Annotated in this window: 17 protein-coding genes and 1 pseudogene; 3 read left to right on the top strand and 15 right to left on the bottom strand. The window is 66.4% G+C overall.

Going from position 1 to position 19,743, the window contains the following annotated elements; translation table 11 throughout:
* The first annotated feature begins 30 nt into the window (after positions 1–30).
* A pseudogene (locus C1706_RS13175) lies at positions 31–1,361 on the top strand (ISL3-like element ISPfr3 family transposase).
* 121 nt (positions 1,362–1,482) lie between these two features.
* On the opposite strand, the gene cycA reads toward C1706_RS13175, so the two are convergent.
* Both cycA and ald read right to left on the bottom strand, forming a co-directional pair.
* Positions 1,483–2,955, bottom strand: coding sequence for a D-serine/D-alanine/glycine transporter (cycA, locus tag C1706_RS13170; RefSeq protein ID WP_129459705.1), 1,473 nt, complete (start codon positions 2,953–2,955; stop codon positions 1,483–1,485).
* Complete coding sequence (gene ald / locus C1706_RS13165) at positions 2,939–4,057, bottom strand: alanine dehydrogenase (RefSeq protein ID WP_129459704.1); 1,119 nt, start codon at positions 4,055–4,057, stop codon at positions 2,939–2,941. The genes cycA and ald overlap by 17 nt, the downstream gene beginning before the upstream one ends.
* 68 nt (positions 4,058–4,125) lie before the next feature.
* Here ald and C1706_RS13160 point away from each other — a divergent pair, with 68 nt between their 5' ends.
* Positions 4,126–4,704 (top strand): Lrp/AsnC family transcriptional regulator, encoded by a 579-nt coding sequence (locus C1706_RS13160; protein ID WP_129459703.1) that lies wholly within the window; start codon positions 4,126–4,128, stop codon positions 4,702–4,704.
* Positions 4,705–4,740: 36 nt separating this feature from the next.
* On the opposite strand, the gene gdhA is transcribed toward C1706_RS13160, so the two are convergent.
* The 8 genes from gdhA to C1706_RS13120 all read right to left on the bottom strand — a co-directional run bounded on the left by gdhA (position 4,741) and on the right by C1706_RS13120 (position 13,920).
* Positions 4,741–6,084: an NADP-specific glutamate dehydrogenase gene (gene gdhA, locus C1706_RS13155; RefSeq protein WP_129459702.1), complete on the bottom strand. Its 1,344-nt coding sequence runs from the start codon at positions 6,082–6,084 to the stop codon at positions 4,741–4,743.
* Positions 6,085–6,224: 140 nt separating this feature from the next.
* Positions 6,225–7,985: a 2-isopropylmalate synthase gene (gene leuA / locus C1706_RS13150; protein ID WP_129459701.1), complete on the bottom strand. Its 1,761-nt coding sequence runs from the start codon at positions 7,983–7,985 to the stop codon at positions 6,225–6,227.
* A gap of 182 nt (positions 7,986–8,167) precedes the next feature.
* On the bottom strand, positions 8,168–9,361 hold the full coding sequence (locus C1706_RS13145; protein ID WP_164987569.1) for an FUSC family protein: 1,194 nt from the start codon (positions 9,359–9,361) through the stop codon (positions 8,168–8,170).
* Between the two features lie 2 nt (positions 9,362–9,363).
* On the bottom strand, positions 9,364–10,386 hold the full coding sequence (gene era / locus C1706_RS13140; RefSeq protein ID WP_129459699.1) for a GTPase Era: 1,023 nt from the start codon (positions 10,384–10,386) through the stop codon (positions 9,364–9,366).
* Complete coding sequence (locus tag C1706_RS13135; protein ID WP_129459698.1) at positions 10,383–11,768, bottom strand: hemolysin family protein; 1,386 nt, start codon at positions 11,766–11,768, stop codon at positions 10,383–10,385. Before C1706_RS13135 ends, era begins: the two co-directional genes overlap by 4 nt.
* Positions 11,769–11,886: 118 nt before the next feature.
* Positions 11,887–12,342, bottom strand: coding sequence for an rRNA maturation RNase YbeY (ybeY, locus tag C1706_RS13130; RefSeq protein ID WP_129459697.1), 456 nt, complete (start codon positions 12,340–12,342; stop codon positions 11,887–11,889).
* Positions 12,339–13,340 carry a PhoH family protein gene (locus tag C1706_RS13125; RefSeq protein ID WP_129459709.1) on the bottom strand — a complete coding sequence of 334 codons (1,002 nt, stop codon included), beginning with the start codon at positions 13,338–13,340 and terminating at the stop codon, positions 12,339–12,341. Before C1706_RS13125 ends, ybeY begins: the two co-directional genes overlap by 4 nt.
* Positions 13,341–13,479: 139 nt before the next feature.
* The gene (locus tag C1706_RS13120; RefSeq protein WP_129459696.1) at positions 13,480–13,920 is read right to left on the bottom strand and encodes a DUF5709 domain-containing protein; all 441 of its coding nucleotides are present in this window, start codon (positions 13,918–13,920) and stop codon (positions 13,480–13,482) included.
* A gap of 107 nt (positions 13,921–14,027) precedes the next feature.
* Between C1706_RS13120 and C1706_RS13115 the strand changes: the two genes are divergently transcribed.
* Entirely contained in the window at positions 14,028–14,759 is a 732-nt protein-coding gene (locus C1706_RS13115) for a queuosine precursor transporter (RefSeq protein ID WP_241653573.1), read from the top strand.
* Here C1706_RS13115 and C1706_RS13110 read toward each other — a convergent pair.
* The 5 genes from C1706_RS13110 to hrcA are packed head-to-tail and all read right to left on the bottom strand — an operon-like array spanning position 14,748 to position 19,707.
* A complete protein-coding gene (locus C1706_RS13110) occupies positions 14,748–15,470 on the bottom strand; it encodes a PP2C family protein-serine/threonine phosphatase (protein WP_129459695.1) in 723 nt (240 codons plus the stop codon). The genes C1706_RS13115 and C1706_RS13110 overlap by 12 nt on opposite strands.
* The gene (gene tgt / locus C1706_RS13105; RefSeq protein WP_129459694.1) at positions 15,467–16,714 is read right to left on the bottom strand and encodes a tRNA guanosine(34) transglycosylase Tgt; all 1,248 of its coding nucleotides are present in this window, start codon (positions 16,712–16,714) and stop codon (positions 15,467–15,469) included. Before tgt ends, C1706_RS13110 begins: the two co-directional genes overlap by 4 nt.
* Entirely contained in the window at positions 16,711–17,457 is a 747-nt protein-coding gene (locus tag C1706_RS13100; RefSeq protein WP_129459693.1) for a 16S rRNA (uracil(1498)-N(3))-methyltransferase, read from the bottom strand. The genes tgt and C1706_RS13100 overlap by 4 nt, the downstream gene beginning before the upstream one ends.
* A 30-nt stretch (positions 17,458–17,487) precedes the next feature.
* Positions 17,488–18,660, bottom strand: coding sequence for a molecular chaperone DnaJ (dnaJ, locus tag C1706_RS13095; protein ID WP_129459692.1), 1,173 nt, complete (start codon positions 18,658–18,660; stop codon positions 17,488–17,490).
* A 36-nt stretch (positions 18,661–18,696) separates the two neighbouring features.
* Entirely contained in the window at positions 18,697–19,707 is a 1,011-nt protein-coding gene (gene hrcA / locus C1706_RS13090) for a heat-inducible transcriptional repressor HrcA (protein ID WP_129459691.1), read from the bottom strand.
* Between the last annotated feature and the right edge of the window lie 36 nt (positions 19,708–19,743).

Genomic DNA, 19,743 nt, shown 5'->3' with positions numbered 1-19,743 from the left:
CGCTACACACTCAGCCCGAAAGACCTCGACGTGCACGACGCTACCGTCGGCGGGCGCGCTGATGCGTTCGCCAGCCCCGACCTGACTGCCTTCTGCCGCCTCGACGAACTCGGCCTCGTTGTCACCGGGCAGCGACTCGAGCCGGATCGTGCCGTATTGGCCTGCCAGGTGGTCGAGCCCGACCAGTGGTGCCGGCGCTGCGGCTGCGAAGGGAGACCACGTGACACCGTGGTCCGACGGCTTGCCCACGAACCACTGGGCTGGCGGCCCACGACGCTGGAGGTCGTCGTGCGCCGTTACCGCTGCAGCGGCTGTGGGTATGTGTGGCGCCAGGACACCACCGCCGCGGCCGAGCCCCGGGCCAAGTTGTCTCGGCGCGCTCTGCGGTGGGCGCTGGAAGGGATCGTGGTCCAGCACCTGAGCGTGGCTCGGGTCGCCGAGGGGCTCGGGGTGGCCTGGGACACCGCCAACGACGCCGTTCTGGCCGAGGGCAAGCGGGTGCTGATCGACGAGGAGCACCGCTTCGAGGGGGTGAAGGTCGTCGGGGTCGATGAGCACGTGTGGAGGCACACCCGTCGCGGCGACAGGTACGTCACCGTGATCATCGACCTCACCCCAGTGCGAGATGGCACCGGCCCGGCACGGCTGCTGGACATGGTCGAAGGACGCTCCAAGCAGGCGTTCAAGACCTGGCTGGCCGACCGCCCGCAGGAGTGGCGCGACGGCGTGGAGGTGGTCGCGATGGACGGCTTCACCGGGTTCAAGACCGCCGCCGTCGAGGAACTGCCCGACGTGGTGACCGTGCTAGATCCCTTCCACGTCACGCGCCTCGCTGGCGAGGCGCTCGATGAGTGCCGACGGCGAGTTCAGCAGGCCATCTGTGGGCACCGCGGCCGCAAGGGCGACCCGCTCTATGCCGCCCGCCGGACCCTGTCCACCGGCGCCGACCTGCTCAACGACAAGCAGAAGGACCGACTGGACACCCTGTTCGCCGACGACGCCCACGTCGAGGTCGAGGTCACCTGGAGCGTCTACCAGCGCATGATCGCCGCCTACCGCCACGAGAACCGGCGCCACGGCCGCGAGCTGATGGCCCGGCTCATCGACTCGATCAGCACCGGCGTCCCCAAGGCCCTGGTCGAGATCACCAAGCTCGGCAGGACGCTGAAGAAGCGCGCCGCCGACGTCCTGGCCTACTTCGACCGGCCCAGCACCTCCAACGGACCCACCGAGGCGATCAACGGCAGGCTCGAGCACCTGCGCGGCTCGGCGCTGGGGTTCCGCAACCTGACCAACTACATCGCCAGATCCCTGCTCGAGACCGGCGGGTTCAGACCCGACTACACCCTGGATTCGGATGAGCCGAATAACCACGTCCGCCCCGCTGATGAGACGTGGCCGCTCACCCCGGCCCGCTCCCCGAGCAACGACAGGGCCCACGAGACGAGATCTCGTGGGCCCTGCACCGTTGACGTGGGAACCCTAGGTGTGGAGGCTCTCCTCTCGCCGGGCACGGAAGCGGAAGCGCTGATAGACCAACCCCAAGATGAGGAACCACACCGGGGTGACGGCCAACGCCATGCGCGTGTCTGGTTCCATCGCCAAGATGACCACGATGCCCACGAAGAACGCGAGCACGGTCCAGCACATCACTGGACCACCGGGGACCTTGTACGTGGACGCCTCATGCAGTTCTGGGCTGCGCTTGCGGAACACCAGGTAGGAGCACAAGATCAGCGACCACACGAAGATGAACAGGACCGAAGCCACCGTCGTCGCCAAGGTGAAGGCCTCCACGATCGAGTCGGTTGAGTACAACAGCACGATGCCGGGAGCCAGGCAGCAGCAAGAGAAGATCAACCCCTTGGCGGGCACCTTGTGCTTGGACAACACCCCGAACAGGCGGGGAGCCTTCCGATCCAAGGCGAGCCCGTACAGCATCCGCGAGGTCGAATAGATGCCCGAGTTCGCCGAGGACGCAGCACTGGTGAGGACGACGAAGTTCACCACCGACGCGGCGATGCCGATCCCCGCCAACCCGAACATCGACACGAAGGGGCTCACGCTCGGATCGATCAGCCGCCACGGCGTCACGCTCATGATGGCCGCCAAGGCCAGGATGTAGAACAGACCGACCCGGATGGGAATGGCATTGATCGCCTTGGGCAAGGTGACGCTGGGATCCTTCGTCTCCGCAGCGGCCGTCCCGACCAATTCGATTCCAAGAAAGGCAAAGAAGGCGATCTGGAAGCCCGCAAGGAACCCCGCTGCCCCCATCGGGAACATGCCTCCGTCGTTCCACAGGTTGTCCAGGGCTGCACGATGCCCGTCCGGGGCGACGAAGCCCGAGGCCACCATGATGATGGCGACCACGATCAGCGCAACGATCGTGATGACCTTGATGAGGGCGAACCAGAACTCGATCTCGCCGAACAGCTTCACCGTCACCAGATTGAGCCCCAGCAACAGCAGCACCAGGCATACCGACGGGATCCATTTGGGCAGATCTGGCGCCCAGTAGGACACATAAGCGGTCACGGCCACGAGATCGGCCATCCCGATCACGATCCAGCAAAACCAGTACGTCCACCCGGCAAAGAACCCCGCCCAGGGGCCGAGGATGTCCTCGGCGATGTCGCGGAAAGACTTGTACTTCAGGTTGGACAACAGGAGTTCGCCCATGGCGCGCATCACGAAGAAGAGAAAGAACCCGATGATGGCGTACACGAACAGAATCGAGGGGCCGGCCAGCGAAATCGTCTTGCCTGATCCCATAAACAGGCCAGTACCGATGGCCCCGCCGATGGCGATCATTTGCAGGTGACGGTTCCCCAGGGCGCGTTCAAGGTGATCTCCGGGAGGGTCTGCTCCCGGTGGCGGGCAGGTGGGCCAGTTCTCCGAGAGGTCCCCGTGCTCGCCGGCGGGCGCAGCCGATCCCTTATGCGGTGAGGACATGGCTCGGAGAAGTGAACTCGTGGCCCCATGCGGCGGCCACTGGCTCGCTGGTCAGCATTCCGCCGGTGGTGGACAGCCCCTTGGCCAGCGCGGGATCGCTGCGCAGGGCGTCGCGCCACCCCAGGTCGGCCAGCTTGGTGATGTAGGGCAACGTGGCGTTGGTGAGGGCGTGGGTCGAGGTGACCGGGACCGCGCCGGGCATGTTCGCCACGCAGTAGAAGTAGCTCTGGTGGACCTTGAAAGTCGGGTCGGCGTGCGTGGTGGCGTGGGTGTCTTCGAAGCACCCGCCCTGGTCCACGGCCACGTCGACGAAGACCGACCCCGGCTTGGCGGAGGCCACCATCGCGTTGGTGACCACCTTGGGGGCGCGGGCCCCGGGAACCAACACCGTTCCGATGACCAGATCCGCGTCGCGGACGGCCTGCTCGATCGCCCAGGCCGTAGACATCATCGTGGTGACGCGGCCACCGAACTCGGTGTCCACGGCAACGAGTCGCGACGTGTTCACATCGAACACCGTAACGTTCGCACGCAAACCGACCGCCATCTGCGTAGCGTTTTGGCCCGCGTTACCCGCCCCGATCACCAGGACCTTCGCCGGGGCGACTCCGGGCACGCCCGGGATCAGGATGCCCTCGCCGCCATGGTGCTTCATCAGCGCCTCGGTGCCGACCAGTGCCGCGAGTCGTCCGGCGACCTCGCTCATGGGGCGCAGAAGCGGCAGCGCACCATCGGCGGTCTGAACGGTCTCATAGGCGATAGAGGTGGTGCCCGAGTTGACCAGCGCCTCGGTCTGCGGCTTGTCAGCGGCAAGGTGAAGGTAGGTGAACAGCACCAGGTCGGGGCGCAGGAACTGGTACTCCGACGCGATGGGCTCCTTGACCTTGATGAGCAGTTCGGAGGAGCCCCACACGTCACCGGCGGTGGGCAGGATGGTGGCGCCTGCCGCGGCGTACTCCTCATCGGAGATCCCGGAGTTCACCCCAGCTCCCGCCTGGATGAGGACGTCGTGACCGCGTTGGGCCAGGTGGTGCACCCCTGCCTGAGTGATGGCGACCCGGGACTCTTGGCTCTTGACTTCTGTCGGCACTCCGATGCGCATGACTTGCCTCTCGACTACTCCGCCGTGCGTCGTTGCACGGTGTGAGTGGAAAAGTATGGAGTCGCGTTATGCACATGCATCAGGCCCACTGCCTGAGGTCCGAAGATCTTTTCGCTATCGTTCTTGCGGATGGTCTCCCCAACGTGAGGGCAACGATGCCAAAAACGAAGACTCTTCGGGACCTGGACCACATCGACCGGCAGATCGTGACTCTGTTGGCTCGTGATGGTCGTATGCCGAACCAGGCGGTGGCGGACGCCGTGAACATCGCGGCGTCAACGGCTCACCACCGCCTCGCCACGCTCGTCGGCTCGGGGATCATCAAAGGTTTCCACGCGGAGATCAATCCCGCCTCCGTTGGGCGCCCGTTGACGGCTGCGATCCTCGTGCAGGTTCGTGCCGCGTCGCGCACCCGGTTGGAGTCGGAAATCGAGCGCATCTCCGGGCTGCACGGCGTGCTGAAGGTGTGCCTGCTGGCGTCGCTGTTCGACCTGCTGGTTCTCGTGGCCATGCCGGACCCGGGGGCGCTTTCGGACTTCGTCTTGCATGAACTTAGCGAGCATCCCGAGATTGCCTCGACCCAAACGTGCGTCATCATGTCGGAATACCCCGGCCTACACGGCTTGGAGTTCCTCGAGGATCGGTGACGCCGCCGTGCCCGGCGGCGTCACCGATCGTCTGGCTCAGATAACGCCCAGTGCCATCATGGTGTCGGCCATGCGAATGAAGCCAGCGATGTTGGCGCCGAGAACGTAGTCGCCGGGGGCGCCGTACTCCTCCGCGGTCGCCCAGCAGCGCTCATGGATGCCGACCATGATGTCGTGCAGCCGCTCCTCGGTGTGCTCGAAGCTCCACGAGTCACGCGACGCGTTTTGCTGCATCTCCAGCGCCGAGGTGGCCACGCCGCCCGCATTGGCCGCCTTGCCGGGGGCAAAGCGAACGTCATTGGCGCGGAAGGCGCGGATGGCGTCCGGCGTGGAGGGCATGTTGGCGCCCTCCGCGACCAGCGTGCACCCGTTGGCGATGAGCGCGCGAGCGCCGCCGATGTTGAGCTCGTTCTGCGTGGCACACGGCAAAGCGATCTCGCAGGGGACGTCCCAGATCATGCCCTGCGGCACGAACCTCGCCGATGCGTTGGCCTCGGCATATTCGCCGATGCGGCCGCGGCGCGTTTCCTTCAGTTCCTGCATCTGGGCCAGATCGATGCCCTTCTCGTCCACGATGTAGCCCGACGAGTCAGACATGGCCACGACCGTACCGCCAAGCTGATTGACCTTCTCCAAGGCGTACAAGGCGACGTTGCCGGAACCGGACACGACGACCTTCTTGCCGTCGAAGCTCTCCCCGGTCAGCTTGAGCATCTCCTCGGCGAAGAAGACCGTGCCGTACCCGGTGGCCTCGGTGCGGGCACGCGAGCCGCCCCAATCGAGTCCCTTACCGGTCAGCACCCCGGATTCGTAGCGTCCGGTCAGCTTCTTGTACTGCCCGAACATGTAGCCGATCTCGCGTGTCCCCACGCCGATGTCTCCGGCGGGCACGTCAATGTCGTGGCCGATATGCCCGGCCAGTTCGGTCATGAAGGACTGGCAAAACCGCATGATCTCGTTGTCGGACTTCCCCTTGGGGTCGAAGTCCGAGCCGCCCTTGCCGCCACCGATCGGCATGCCGGTCAAGGCATTCTTGAAGATCTGCTCGAAGCCCAGGAACTTGATGATGCCCAGGTAGACGCTGGGGTGGAAACGCAAACCACCCTTGTAGGGCCCCAGTGCGCTGTTGAACTGGACGCGGAACCCACGGTTGGTGTGCACGCGGCCGCGGTCGTCCTGCCAGTTCACCTTGAAGATGATCTGCTTGTTGGGTTCGCAGATGCGCGGAATGATGCCCATCTCGCCGTACTCGGGCCGCTTGGAAACGACCGGGCCGAGGGACTCCAACACCTCGCGCACCGCCTGGTGGAACTCCGCCTCGCCCGGGTTTCGGCGGACGACGATGTCGAAGTCCTCTTGCAGGTCGGGTGTGAGCTCCATGAAATCTCCCGTCAACGGCGACAACAAACCCCGGCAGTCTAAGGTTCGCGTGAGGGACGCGCGGACCGATCCCACACATAGGTAGGGGGGCCGGGCTGCGCGACGCCCACCCGCCGGCATGGCGAGTGGGCGTCAGCGGGTCACTCGGGGCGATCGGTCCGGTTGATGGCGCTGATCACCGCGCGCATCGACGCAGTGATGATGGAGCTGTGGCGACCCACCCCCCAGACGACACGGGCGTCGTCACCTTCGCCCACTTCGGCTTCCACATAGGCCGCCGCCAGCGCGTCACCGCCCGCGCTCAGCGCATGCTCGGAGTAGTCGAGGACCCGGACGGGGAACCCGGCTGCGGCGATCGCGTCGACGAACGCCGACAGCGGACCGTTCCCTTCACCGCCGACCTGCCGCTCGACACCGTTCACGGTCAAGACGGCGTCGACGGTGTAGACGCCACCTTCTGCGGTCAGCTTGTACTCCAGCAGTTCCAACGGCGTGTTGTCCTTGAAGTACTCCGCCTCGAAGATCTGCCACATCAACTCGCTGCCGACCTCGCCGCCCGACGCATCGGTGCGCTGCTGCACGACCCGGCTGAACTCGATCTGCAGGCGTCGGGGCAGGTCCATCTTGTGGTCGTTCTTCATGATGTAGGCCATGCCACCCTTGCCGGACTGGCTGTTGACCCGGATGACGGCCTCGTAGGTGCGTCCGACGTCGTGCGGGTCGATGGGCAGGTAGGGTGCTTCCCAGTGCAGGTCATGCAGCGCGACGCCCTCGGCGTCCGCTTGCCGCTGCAGCGCCTCCAGGCCCTTCTTGATGGCGTCTTGGTGGGAGCCGGAGAAGGCCGTGTAGACCAGATCGCCCGCGTAGGGGTGGCGCGGGTGGACGGGCAGCCCGGTGCAGTACTCGACGGTGCGACGCACCTCGTCGATGTCAGAGAAGTCGATTTGAGGGTCGATGCCTTGGCTGAACAGGTTGAGCCCCAAGGTGACCAGATCGACGTTGCCGGTGCGCTCACCGTGCCCGAACAGGCACCCTTCGACGCGATCAGCGCCTGCCATCAACGCCAGTTCGGTGGCGGCCACCGCGGTACCGCGGTCGTTGTGCGGGTGCAGGGACACCACGACGTTCTCCCGGTCGCGGACGTGCCGGATGAAGTACTCGATCTGGTCGGCGTACGTGTTGGGGGTGCTCATCTCCACCGTCGCGGGCAGGTTGAAGATGATCTCTCGCTCGGGTGAGGGCTGCCAGACGTCGGCGACACGGTTGCAGACCTCGATGGCGTAGTCGGTCGGCGTCTGCGTGAAGATCTCGGGGCTGTACTGGTAGCCGAACTCGGTGTCTGCCAGGTACTTGTCGGCGTACGTCATGACCAGTTCGGTACCCCGAGTGGCCATCACGATGCACTGGGCTTCGTCCACGTTGAAGACGACGCGGCGGAACAACTCGGCCGTCGCGTTGTACAGGTGAATATTGGCGCGATGGGCGCCCTGCAGGGATTCGGCCGTCCGGGAGATCAGGTCTTCGCGTGCCTGAGTCAGCACCGAGATCTGGACGTCGTCGGGGATGCGATCCTCGACGATCAGCTTGCGGACGAAGTCGAAGTCGGTCTGGGACGCCGAGGGGAAACCGATCTCGATTTCCTTGTAGCCCATGCCCACCAGCAACTCGAACATCTTCAGCTTGCGCGCGGGCGTCATCGGGTCGATGAGCGCCTGATTACCATCGCGCAGGTCGGTGGTCAGCCAGCGAGGGGCGTGCGTGATCCGCTGATCGGGCCAGGTGCGGTCGGGGACCGTCACCGGCTGGAAGGCCGAATAGCGATGGAACGGCATCGGGCTGGGCTGCTGGACGGGTTTGCCCTGCTGTGCACGCGTGCCGGGGGTGAACGTGTTGGTGGACATGGCGACATCTCCTGAAGTCTCAACTGTGATTTGCCAGGCGCGCAAAGAACACCGCAGCGAGGGAGCCTGACGCTCGATCCCCCTGATGGTGGAGAGCTAGGACTCGCTGCGGCGACCAAGAAGCAGGAACGCCCGTGCCATGCAGGACATGGTACACACATCGGCGCTACTCTCGGCCATCCTCACCCCCACAAGGGCGAGGAGAGGTCATCGCTGTCGGACTCAGCCTGGTCCTCGCTGCTCTCGCTGAAGGGACGCCCCGTCGCCTCGGCTAGCGCGTTGCGCGCGTCCGCCCGCGAGAGCCCGGTGATCTGCAGGAGGTCGACGATCATCGCGCGCATCACCGACATGAGCGCGATATCACGCCACTCCTCCGTTCCCAGCCCGGTCGGGGAGGCACGATGCGCGATGCTCAGCAACGTGGCGCGCGCCTTCTCGGGGCGCTGCCAGGCACCCACGGCTCCGGCCAGGGCATGCGTTGCCCGCGACGCCTCCAAAACCAAGGAGCCGACCTCGCGCAGCGGCCCCACCTCTTCAACCATGGACAGGCCCTGGCGCCCCAGCATGTAGGAGGAACGCTGGGCGCGCGTCGTCAGCCGGTAGAGCCGCTGCAACTCCGCCACTTCGCTGCGCTGGCTCCACAGACTCGGATTGGCTGCCACGACATCACGGGCCGTGGACAGGGTCGTCTCCCAGGTGTTGCTCACCTGCTGGACGACCTTGCGCTGGGCCCGGGAATCGGCCAACTCCTCCACATCACCCATGATGAGGCCCCGGCCCAGCATGTCGAGCATCCCGGCGAACTCCGACAAGGTCGTTTTCGCGTAGCGACGAGGGCGTTCCGTGGGGTGCCGAGGGAGCAAAACGGCCACAACCAGGGCGACCAGCGCGCCGACGATCGCGTCCATCCAGCGGCCCGTGAACCCACCCGACTGTGAGGCGTAGGACGTCATCCCGACCACGACCATCGCGTTGACGCCACCCTGCATGGTGGTCAGGTCGCCCCGGTCGAGGAACCGGCCGATGAGCGCGCCAGTGACCAGCGCGAGGGACATCTGCCACCACCCAGCCCCCAGATAGATCGAGATGGCCTCACCGATCAGGACGCCGATCGTGGCACCCACGCCCACTTCGGCGACCTTGCGGGGAGCCCGGTCCACCTTGAACCCGAGGCACACGAAGGCGGCAATGGGGGCAAAAAGCGGTGCGTGGCGGCCGAGTAACTGCTCAGCGAGGAACCAAGCTAGGCCGGCCGCCATGGCGCTTTGAATCAAGGGAACGAACGAGCCACGGACGCGCCGTAGCCCCGTCCGCACCTCGCCGACGGCGAAAACGCCCCACCTCCGCGCACGGTTGGGGATCGTGCGACGGGCCATGGCTAGAAGCCTAGGCGGTTGAGGTACTTCGCATCCCGCTGCCATTCGGGCATCACCTTGACGTGAATGGCAAGGTGAACGGGCATGCCGAGCAGGTCGCGCGCCTGCAGCCGTGCGACACGGCCCACCTCTTTGAGTCGTTCACCACGGTGCCCGATGATGATGCCCTTTTGGCTGTCTCGCTCCACGACGATGGAGGCGAACACGTCCATCATCGGCTTGTCGGCGGGGCGCCCCTCTCGGGGACGCATCTCGTCGATGATCACGGCGATGGAGTGCGGCAACTCGTCGCTGACCCCCTCCAAGGCCGCCTCACGAATCAACTCCGCGATACGCGTCTCGACCGGCTCATCGGTCACCTCGTCATCGGGGAACAGCACCGGACCGGCGGGCAGCAGCGACACCAGTTCGTCCACGACGATGTCGACCTGGTCGTCGGTCAGAGCCGAAACCGGAACGATGGCCTCCCAGTGAAGGCCAAGTTGCTCCTCCATCGAGGCAATCTTCATCAAGTGCTGCCCGATGCGCTCGCGGCTGACCAGGTCGGTCTTGGTGGCCAAAGCGACCAGCTTGGGGCGTCGCGGCAGTTCGGAGATCTCCTTGAGGAGGAACTCATCCCCGGGCCCGATACGCTGGTTGCACGGCAGGCACACGCCAATGACGTCCACGCTGGACCACGTTTCGTACACGAGGTCGTTGAGCCGCTCACCCAGCAGGGTGCGCGGGCGGTGCAGGCCGGGGGTGTCGACGAGGACAAGCTGCGCATCCGGGCGGTTCACGATGCCGCGGATGATGCGCCGGGTCGTTTGCGGCTTGCTGGAGGTGATGGCGATCTTCTCCCCCACGATGGCGTTCGTCAGGGTGGACTTGCCCGCGTTGGGTCGCCCCACGAAGCAGGCAAACCCCGAACGGAACCCCTCCGGGGCCTCCCAGGAAATCGCCGCGGCCCCGCCTGCCGAAGCAACCAGAGCCGCCTCGTCGGGATCCAGGTCCGGATCGTCGTGGATATCGGATGATGCGTTCATGACTCCTCCCCTGCCGCCGAGGCGGTGTCAGGTTGGTCGTGGTGGCGGCGGTCCTTCTTGGCTGACGCCGCCAACTCCACGGTGGCCTCCACGGCCGCGTCGCTGTCGCCAGCGTCCTCGATGAGGCCTGCGACGACAGTTTGGATCGAGTGGCGGCGCCCCGAGGCCCGTTCGGCCACGAGTTCGATGCCCTCCCAATCGACGACCGAGCCGGCGATCGGAACCTTGTTGAGTTCCTTGGCCATGAGGCCGAGCACAGTGTCGACGTCGTCATCGTCAACCCTCAAGCCGAACAACTCGCCCAGTTCGTCGACCGGCAGCCGTGAGCTCACGCGGAAGCGCCCATCGGCGAGGCGGACGACGGGAGCGATCTCTTCATCGAACTCGTCGACGATCTCGCCGACGATCTCCTCCAAGATGTCCTCGATCGTCGCCAGCCCGGCGGTGCCGCCGAACTCGTCCACCACGATCACGACATGGCTACGGGTCAACTGCATCTCTTTGAGGAGTTCGTCGACCGGCTTGCTGTCGGGGCAGAAGATGGGGGCCCGCATGAGCGACGCGACGTTTTCGGTCGCCTGAGCGTTCGGGTTGTCGTAGGTGCGACGGATGACGTCCTTGAGGTAGAGCACGCCCAACACATCGTCGACGTCCTCACCGATGACCGGGATGCGCGAGAATCCGGAACGCAGCGCCAAGGACAAGCCCTGGCGGAGCGTCTTGTCCTTCTCGACCCACACCATCTCGGTGCGCGGAACCATCACTTCCTTCACGATCGTGTCACCCAGTTCGAAGACCGAGTGGATCATGCGCCGCTCGCCCGCCTCGATGAGGTCGGACGCCTCGGCCATGTCCACCATCTCGCGCAACTCGGCTTCGGAGGTGAAGGGCCCATCGGTGAAGCCGCGCCCAGGCGTGATCGCGTTCCCGATGATGATGAGGATCTGCGGAATGGGGCCGATGACGGTCGTCAGGGCGGAGATCAGGCCCGTGCTGCGCAGCGCGATCTGGTCGGCCTTCTGGCGCCCCAGCGTCCGGGCTGCAACCCCGATGAGGACGAACGACACCACCAGCATGGGGCCGATGGTGAACAGCAGTTGCTCCCACAGCGCGGAGAAATGATCGAACACGACGACGCCCAGCAGCACGACAGCGCTGATCTCGGTAAGCACCCGCAAGAACAGGGCCGTGTTTAGGTAGGGCGCGGGATCCTGCATGATCTGCAGGAGGCGCTCGGCGCCCCGCTTACCGTCCTTGACGTGGGCTTCGGCTCGTGACTTGCTGAAGGACTGCAGCGCCGACTCGATCGACGTCAGGAAACAGGCCAGCACGACGCACACGAGCGCGATGGCGAGCAGGATCCACTCGGTTTGGGTTAACAGGGTTACTCACGACTCCTTCTCGGCGATGCGCGCCATTCTAGCGGCGCGCAGCCGCCACCCCCACGAGCGCAGCACCGAGGCAACGGCCACCCACCGCCCCGTCGGTGGCCGAACGGCGTCAAGCGGCGCGTGAGGCGTCCCAGGCCGCGATGATCCGATCGTTGAGGCCGAACATGACGCGCTTCTCCTCGGGCTCGGCGTGGTCGTGCCCCAGCAGATGCAACAGCCCATGGATCAGCAGGTAATCGGCCTCCCCCTCGGGGCTGCGCCCGTTGTCGGCAGCCTGGGCGGCCGTGACGGTCGGGCACAAGACGATGTCGCCGAGCAAGCCCAGCGGCGGATCCTCATCGTCGCGGGGGGCACGCAGTTCATCCATGGGGAAGCTCAGCACGTCGGTGGGCCCAGGCAGATCCATGAACCGGACGTGATAGTCCGCCATGGTGGTCTCATCGACCAGCAGGATCGAAAGGTCGGCCTGCGGGTGAATGCGCAACTCGTGCAGCGCGAAGGCGGCCAGCCGCACGAGGCGCACCTCGTCGACTTCGACTCCTGACTCGTTGTTGATGTCGATCATGCTGTCTCTCCCGACTCGTTGGCCCGGCGTTGCCCGGCGTGGCGGGCCACCCGACGGCCCTGCTGACGGGCGGACTGCCCGCGTTGCGGTTGCACCGCGTCGTAGCGGTCGTAGGCGGCGACGATGCGCCCGACCAGCCGGTGCCGCACCACGTCCTGGTTGGTGAGTTGGCAAAAGGCGATGTCGTCGACGCCGTCGAGGATCCCCTGGACCTCCCGCAGCCCGGACTTGGTGCCACCGGGGAGGTCGACCTGCGTGATGTCGCCCGTGACGACCATTTTCGAGTTGAACCCCAGGCGAGTCAGGAACATCTTCATCTGCTCCATCGACGTGTTCTGCGCCTCGTCGAGGATGATGAACGCGTCGTTGAGCGTCCGCCCGCGCATGTAGGCCAAGGGAGCGACCTCGATGGTGCCCGCCGTCAGCAGTTTGGGAACCGACTCTGCATCGACCATGTCGTGCAGCGCGTCGTAGAGGGGGCGCACGTAGGGGTCAATCTTGTCGTTGAGCGTGCCCGGAAGGAACCCGAGACGCTCCCCCGCCTCGATGGCGGGACGGGTCAAGATGATGCGGTTCACCTCTTTGGCCTGGAGCGCCTGGACGGCCTTGGCCATCGCCAGGTACGTCTTGCCGGTACCGGCCGGGCCGATGCCGAACACGACGGTGTGCGTGTCGATCGCGTCGACGTAGCGCTTCTGGTTCAGCGTCTTGGGCCGAATCGTCTTGCCCCGCGTGGACAAGATGTTCTGCGTCAGGATCTCTGCGGCGTGCGTGTCGGGATCGGCGGCCATGCCGACGACGCGCTCGACGGCGTCTGCGGTGAGCCCCTGGCCCGTGCGCACGATCGTGATGAGTTCGGTGAGGACGTCCGCGGCCCGGGTCACTGCCTCGGCGGACCCGGTGAACGTCACCTCGTTGCCGCGGACGTGCACGTCGGCGTCGAGGTGAGCCTCAAGCGTGCGCAGGAATTCGTCGTGTGGCCCGACGATGGACACCATCGGAATCGAAGCGGGAACGCTCACCTGGCGGGCAGCGTCACGGCCGGGTTGTGTCTGGGACGACAGGGTCTTTCCTCCATGTTGGGTGGGATGCCGAACGCGGCGTCCGGCAAGGCCACCAGTCTAGTTGGCCGCTCGCTCAGACGATGTCCTCGTCGTCGTCAGGCTCGATGATGTGCATGGCCGCCTCTTCCGCGCTGGCCGCTCCCCCATCGATGCCGACCGCGAACGCGACCGCCTCGCTGGTGGTATCCACCCCCTGTTCGCCGTGGTTGGCGTCGACCAGGCGTCCGGCGCGAACGCTGCCGACCTCACGTGCTTCGCCATCGGGGTTCCAAGGCGTCTCGTCAGGGCCGCTCGCCTCGGGGACCTCTTGGGCGACGCGCATTTCGAGCGTCTCGCCTTGGTGGGCCTCGGCGGGCGTGTTGCCGAATCCCATCCCCGGCGACCAATGGTCGGGAGGGATGTAGCCCTCGTCGAGGACGTCATCGACGCCCCGATCGATGAGCGTCTCGTCCGGCTGGAGCTGGTCGATGGTGTCAGGACCATCGTCGGTGATCGTGATCTCTTCGTCGCTCATGCACCGATCTTGCCACCATCGCGCCTCGCCGTCAGCAGCCCCGCGGCGCCCAACACCACGGCCACCCAGCAGGCAAAGAACCGCCCGGGGGTATAGCATGCGGGCCCGTGACCGACGCCCCTTCCTCGCGCCCCATGCCCGCCGAGCGCCCGCCCCGAGGGCTGACCGATCTCGTCGTGGCCAGCTTCGTCGCGTTGTTGCTGATCGCGAATGTGGCGGCGACCAAGCTGATCGAGTTGGGGCCGCACTTCTCGCTGGGGGGAGTTCAGATCCTCCCGCTCGTCACCGACGGCGGCGCCGTGCTATTCCCGCTCACCTACATCCTGGGCGACGTACTCGCGGAGGTGTACGGCCTGCGTCAGGCCCGCCGCGCCATCGTGCTGGGCTTCGCTATGTCGGCCTTGATGAGCGTCACCTTCCTCGTCGTGGGCATGGCACCCCCCGCCTCGGATTGGACGCTGCAGGACGCCTGGGTCTCGGTGCTGGGCTTCGTTCCCCGGATCGTGGTGGCCAGCCTGGTGGCCTATCTGCTGGGCCAGTTGCTCAACGCCTGGGTGCTGGTCGTCATCAAGCGCCGCACCGGCGAGAGCCGCCTGTGGGTCCGGTTGCTGACCTCGACCGTGGCAGGCGAGTTCGTGGACACGCTGGTGTTTTGCACGATCGCCTTCGGGCCGTTGGGCGTCTGGATGGGCGGTGGCTCGATTCCGCTGCCTGCCCTGATCAACTACATCGCCGTAGGCTTCGTCTACAAGGTCGGGGTGGAAGCGGTGCTCCTGCCGCTGACCTATCGGGTCATCGCGGCCGTCAAGCGACGCGAGGACGCCGACTCAGGCCGGTGAGACCGCGTCGAGGACGATCACCGTCACGTTGTCGCGGCCACCGGAGGCCAAAGCGGCCTCGACCAGCGCATCCGCCGCGTCCTGGGGTGCGGGATGCTCGCGGCAGATGGTGCGGATGTCGTCGTCCCGCAGTTCCGAGTTCAGCCCGTCCGAACACACCACGAACCGTTCGGCGGGGGCGCTGGGAAGCAGCCACAGGTCCGGCTGCAGGGCATCGCCTTGTCCCACGCTGCGGGTGATCACGTTGCGGGCGTGATGGGTCCGCGCCTCCTCGACCGAGATGACGCCCTCAAGGATCAACTCCTCGGTTTCGGAGTGGTCGACGGTGGCGCGCCTTAACAGCGCGTCAGTGAGGCGGTAGACGCGGCTGTCCCCGACGTTGAGGATCGCCCACATGGGCTGGCCCGCCACCACCACGCGCGCGACCCCGGTCACCGTGGCGCCCAGCCCACGAGCCTCCAGATGGCTGGCCCCGTAGTCACACACGGCGGCATGGGCACAGTGGACGGCGGCCACCAGATCGGCCACCCGCACGGTGGTACGACGGGCCAAAGGGACGAAGGCGTCGATGACGATCCGGCTGGCGACCTCACCGGCCGCGTGACCGCCCATCCCGTCGGAGACCAGCCACAACCCGTCGGTGGCCAGGTAGGAGTCCTCGTTGCCCGCCCGGACGCACCCCACATCGGTGCGGGCTCCCCACGCGATCATGACCGCCGACTGCGGGCGTAGAACCGGCCGAGGAACTCCTCTTTGTGGGCGGCGAAGTCACCGGCCACGATGCCCGCGCGGATGTCGTCGACCAGCCGTACGGTGAAGCGCTCGTTGTGAATCGTCGCCAGCGTGGAGGCCAGCATCTCTTTCGCCTTGAACAGGTGGTGCAGGTAGGCCTTCGTGTAGTGGGCGCACGTGTAGCAGTCGCAGCCCTCCTCGATGGGGGCGAACGCGCGACGGTGGGACGCCGCCAGCAAGTTGTAGCGCCCATCACCGGTGTAGACGGCCGAGTTACGCGCCACACGCGACGGGTTGACGCAATCGAACGTGTCGGCGCCATTCTCAATAGCCGCGAAGAAGTCGTCGGGCTCGGAGATTCCGAGCAGGTGACAGGGCTTGTCCTCGGGAAGCTCGTCGGCGCACCAGCCCACGATCGTGCCGAGGTTCTCCTTCTCCAGCGCCCCGCCCAGCCCGAAACCGTCGAAGCGCTGCCCCTCCACCTCCAACTCGGCCAGCCCGCGGGCGGCCTGGCGGCGAAGATCCTCGTACTGCGCGCCCTGCACGACACCGAACAGCGCTTGATACGGCTTGTGCGCGCGGGCCGCCGTGAGCCGCGCATGCTCGGCCAAACAGCGCGCCGCCCACCGGTGGGTGCGGGCCACCGACTCTTCCTGATAGCCACGCGTATTCATCAGGGTCGTCAACTCGTCGAAGGCAAACATGATGTCGGCGCCCAACTCGTGCTGGACGCGCATGCTGACCTCGGGAGTGAACCGGTGCCGGTCCCCGTTGAGGTGACTCTTGAACGTGACCCCGTCCTCGTCGACGACGGCAAGGCGTTCCTTGCCGGCCGCGATCACCTCGTCATTGGTGACGCCGGTCGCGTCCATGGCGAGCACCTTCTTGAAACCGACGCCCAAGCTCATCACCTGGAAGCCGCCTGAATCGGTCAAGGTGGGGCCCGGCCAGTTCATGAACCGGCCCAAGCCGCCCGCCTCATCGATCAGGTCGGAACCAGGCTGCAAGTACAGGTGGTAGGCGTTGGCGAGCACGGCTTGGGCCCCGAGGTCGGCCACGGATTCCGGCAAGACGGCCTTGACCGTGGCCTTGGTGCCCACGACGACGAACGCGGGTGTCGCGATCGTGCCGTGTGGGGTCGTGATGACGCCGGTGCGTCCGCGCCCGCCAGGGATCCCCGCCCCCGGCTCGAAGCCGAAAGCGGCGGAAGAAGCGTGCGTCATTTGGCCTTGCTCACCCGCTGCTGCAACGCCTGGAGTTGCGCCAAGGCCACCACGCCCGCCGTCGATGTGCGCAAGACGCCGTCGCTCACCAGCACAGCGTGGGCGCCGGCATGGGTGAAGGCCTCGACCTCCTCATCGGTCAGCCCTCCTTCGGGCCCCACGATGACCAAGACGTCGCCAGATGTCGGCAACGCAACCTCAGACAACGTCGTGGCTGCGCTCTCGTGCAAGATCAGGGCCACGGTCGTCTGCGGGATCAGCTCGACTAGTTCGCGGGTGCGCATGGCCGCCGTGACGATCGGCACCCGCAGGCGCCTGCTCTGTTTGGTGGCCTCGCGTGCCGTCGAACGCCACCGCCCCAGCTGACGTTCCTCGCGGTCGTGCGTCCAGCGGACAACCGACCGGCTCGACTGCCAGGGGATGATCCGGTCCGCACCGATCTCGGTCAGCATCTCCACGGCCTGCTCGGAGCGATCGCCCTTCGCCAACGCCTGCACCACGTGGTAGCGGACGTCCGGGACGCCAGCGGACAGCACCTCGGCGACCTCGATGGTCACGCTTGCCTTGTCGGCCTCCACCACAGGGCCACGGACGCCCGTCCCGGCCCCGTCACTGATAGTGATGGTCTCCCCGACACGGATACGGCGCACAGCGGCCGCATGACGGCCCTCCTCGCCCCGCAGGGCGACGGTGTCGCCGACGTGCGGGTGATGCAGGTCCGCCAGGAACAGCGCTTCGGTCATCGGCTCCTCGATCTCAGCCAGCGGGTCGGGTCAGTCAGCGAAGGCGTCCTTCAGGCGTCCGAAGAACCCCTTGCCGCCGGAGCGGGCCACCGACGCCTCGGGACGCGTCTCGTTTCGTTCCTGGGCCAACTGCCGCAAGAGGTCACGCTGCGCGTCATCAAGACTGGTCGGGGTCTGCACCAACAGGGTAACGCCGAGATCGCCACGCCCGCTGCCACGCAGCCGCGGCACCCCCCGGCCCGGCACGACGAGCCGAGCACCGGATTGGGTACCAGCCGGCACCTCGAGCTTCACCTTGGCCTCCTCCTCCGAGGTGCCTTCGACGTCGGCCTCCAGTGTTTGGATCCACACCTCGGTGCCGAGCGCGGCGGCCGTCATCGGAAGCTTGGCGACCATTTCAAGGTTGTCGCCGTCGCGCTTGAAGATCTCATGGGGGCTCACGGTCAGCTCGACGTAGAGGTCACCGGCGGGCCCGCCGCCAGGACCCACTTCGCCTTGCGAATCGAGATGGACCCGGTTCCCGGGGCTCACGCCTGCGGGGATCTTCACGTTGATGGTCCGCGTCGAGCGGACGCGGCCCTCACCGGAGCACTCGCCACACGGATGCTCGATGATCGTGCCGTAGCCACGGCAGGTCGGGCACGGCTGCACGGTGCGAATGTCGCCCAGGAATGACCGCTGGACGGTCTGCACATCCCCCGATCCGTGACAGGTGGAGCAGGTGACCGGCTCCGCACCGTCGGCTGCCCCCTTTCCGCTACAGGTGGGACACACGACCGCCGTGTCCACCCGGATCGGCTTGGTGACCCCGAACGCCGCCTCGGCGAGGGTCAGGTTCAGCCTGACCAGGGCATCTTGTCCCTTCCGGACGCGGCTGCGGGGGCCCCGCGACGACTGGGCGCCGAACATGGCGTCGAACAGGCCACCCACGTCGAAACCCGCTGCACCACCGGGGAAGCCGTAGCCGCCCATCCCCCCGGCTTCACCGCCGCTGAGGGGGTTCCCGCCGAGGTCATACATCTGACGCTTCTTGGCGTCGGAGAGGACCGCGTACGCCTCGCCGATCTCCTTGAACTTGTCGGCGGCACCCGGCTCATCGGTGACGTCTGGGTGGTACTTCATCGCCAGCTTGCGGTAGGCGCGCTTGATCTCGTCGCCGCTCGCGTCCCGGGACACGCCCAGAACCTCGTAGTGATCGCTCAACGTTGTCCTTCGTTCTTCACCAAATCGGGAGGTCGCTCAGCCTTCGGCCAAAAATCGACCGACGTAACGGGCCACGGCGCGCACCGAAGCGATCGCCGCGGGATAGTCCATGCGGGTGGGGCCCATGACACCCAGCGACCCCCAGGAGGTCGCGTCGTCCCCATACCCCGACGCCACCACGGAGGCGGCCTGGAAGGGCTCATAGGGGTTTTCGCGTCCGATCCGGACGCGCACATCGTTGCTGGCCGACTCGCCCAGCAGGTGCAGCAGCACCACCTGCTCTTCGAGGGCCTCCAGCATCGGTTTGACCGTGGTCTCGTATTGGTCCCCGAATCGGGTGAGGTTCGGGACCCCTGCGACGGCGACGCGCGCGTCCGCCTCCTCGGAGACGATGTCGCGCACCGCGTCGAGGATGGGACCCGACAGGTCCGCGGTCGACGACTCGGCGGCGTCCTCGCCTACGGCAAGGCGCCCGGCGGCATCCCGGTGGGTGAGGTCCAGGATCTGCTCGGCGATGCGGCCCCGGATCCGTGACACCTGCTGCTCGTCGGAGTCGGTCAGCGGCACGAACCGCTGCCCGATGGTCCCGCTGGAGGACACCACCATGACCAAGCCTCGGCCGGCCCCCAACGCGAGCACGTCCACGTGACGGATCGTGGCGCTGGAGAACAAGGGGTACTGGACGATGGCGACCTGCCGGGTGACGTTCGCCAGCAAAGCCACGGAGCGACGCACGATCTCCTCCACATCCAAGGCGCCCTCCATGAACGTCTGGATCGCCCGGCGCTCGGCCACGCTCAGCGGCTTCACGGTGGAGAGGCGATCGACGAAGAGGCGATAGCCCTTGTCGGTGGGGATGCGCCCCGCAGAGGTGTGGGGCTGGGTGATGTACCCCTCGTCTTCCAAGGCGGCCATGTCGTTGCGGACCGTCGCTGGGGACACCTGCAGGTTGTGCCGTTGTACCAGCGCCTGCGAGCCAACCGGCTCGCGGCTCGATACGTAGTCGGTGACGATCGCCTTGAGAATCGTCAGTTTCCGATCGTCCATCCCTCACCTCCTGCGTGCTGGCACTCCGATGCCGCG

The organism is Propioniciclava flava (assembly GCF_004126535.1).
GTDB lineage: Bacteria > Actinomycetota > Actinomycetes > Propionibacteriales > Propionibacteriaceae > Propioniciclava > Propioniciclava flava.
Note: the sequence above shows the minus strand (reverse complement) of the source record. Positions and strands in the feature narration are given on the sequence as shown.

What these genes read in the sequence shown, in the direction of transcription:
- era (WP_129459699.1), bottom strand. Translation starts at nt 10,386, where the DNA reads ATGAACGCATCATCCGATATCCACGACGATCCGGACCTGGATCCCGAC.
- leuA (WP_129459701.1), bottom strand. Translation starts at nt 7,985, where the DNA reads ATGTCCACCAACACGTTCACCCCCGGCACGCGTGCACAGCAGGGCAAA.
- C1706_RS13145 (WP_164987569.1), bottom strand. Translation starts at nt 9,361, where the DNA reads ATGGCCCGTCGCACGATCCCCAACCGTGCGCGGAGGTGGGGCGTTTTC.
- tgt (WP_129459694.1), bottom strand. Translation starts at nt 16,714, where the DNA reads ATGACGCACGCTTCTTCCGCCGCTTTCGGCTTCGAGCCGGGGGCGGGG.
- C1706_RS13160 (WP_129459703.1), top strand. Translation starts at nt 4,126, where the DNA reads ATGCACATGCATCAGGCCCACTGCCTGAGGTCCGAAGATCTTTTCGCT.
- C1706_RS13100 (WP_129459693.1), bottom strand. Translation starts at nt 17,457, where the DNA reads ATGACCGAAGCGCTGTTCCTGGCGGACCTGCATCACCCGCACGTCGGC.
- C1706_RS13125 (WP_129459709.1), bottom strand. Translation starts at nt 13,340, where the DNA reads ATGGTGTCCATCGTCGGGCCACACGACGAATTCCTGCGCACGCTTGAG.
- ald (WP_129459704.1), bottom strand. Translation starts at nt 4,057, where the DNA reads ATGCGCATCGGAGTGCCGACAGAAGTCAAGAGCCAAGAGTCCCGGGTC.
- ybeY (WP_129459697.1), bottom strand. Translation starts at nt 12,342, where the DNA reads ATGATCGACATCAACAACGAGTCAGGAGTCGAAGTCGACGAGGTGCGC.
- cycA (WP_129459705.1), bottom strand. Translation starts at nt 2,955, where the DNA reads ATGTCCTCACCGCATAAGGGATCGGCTGCGCCCGCCGGCGAGCACGGG.
- hrcA (WP_129459691.1), bottom strand. Translation starts at nt 19,707, where the DNA reads ATGGACGATCGGAAACTGACGATTCTCAAGGCGATCGTCACCGACTAC.
- C1706_RS13120 (WP_129459696.1), bottom strand. Translation starts at nt 13,920, where the DNA reads ATGAGCGACGAAGAGATCACGATCACCGACGATGGTCCTGACACCATC.
- C1706_RS13110 (WP_129459695.1), bottom strand. Translation starts at nt 15,470, where the DNA reads ATGATCGCGTGGGGAGCCCGCACCGATGTGGGGTGCGTCCGGGCGGGC.
- gdhA (WP_129459702.1), bottom strand. Translation starts at nt 6,084, where the DNA reads ATGGAGCTCACACCCGACCTGCAAGAGGACTTCGACATCGTCGTCCGC.